Below are 233 nucleotides of genomic sequence, written 5' to 3' on the forward strand. Positions count from 1 at the left end.
TCGACCTTGGCCGGATCACCCGTTACATAGATGCTGCGCACGTACATGGCGCCCTCTCCTGCCTTCCCGTGGCCCCGTGCGGGCTCATGTCCCCCACCCCATGCGATGGCCGGAGTGGAAGGGGGGCAACGTGGCAGGGGCATTCAGGTGAAGAGGCGGGCCGTCGCTTCGTCATGCCCGCGCTGGACGGATGGTGGATATGAGGTGGAGGTGTCTGCGACGGTCAGCCGATG

Origin of the sequence: Kitasatospora nipponensis, from assembly GCF_039528135.1 — a bacterium.
Lineage (GTDB): Bacteria > Actinomycetota > Actinomycetes > Streptomycetales > Streptomycetaceae > Kitasatospora > Kitasatospora nipponensis.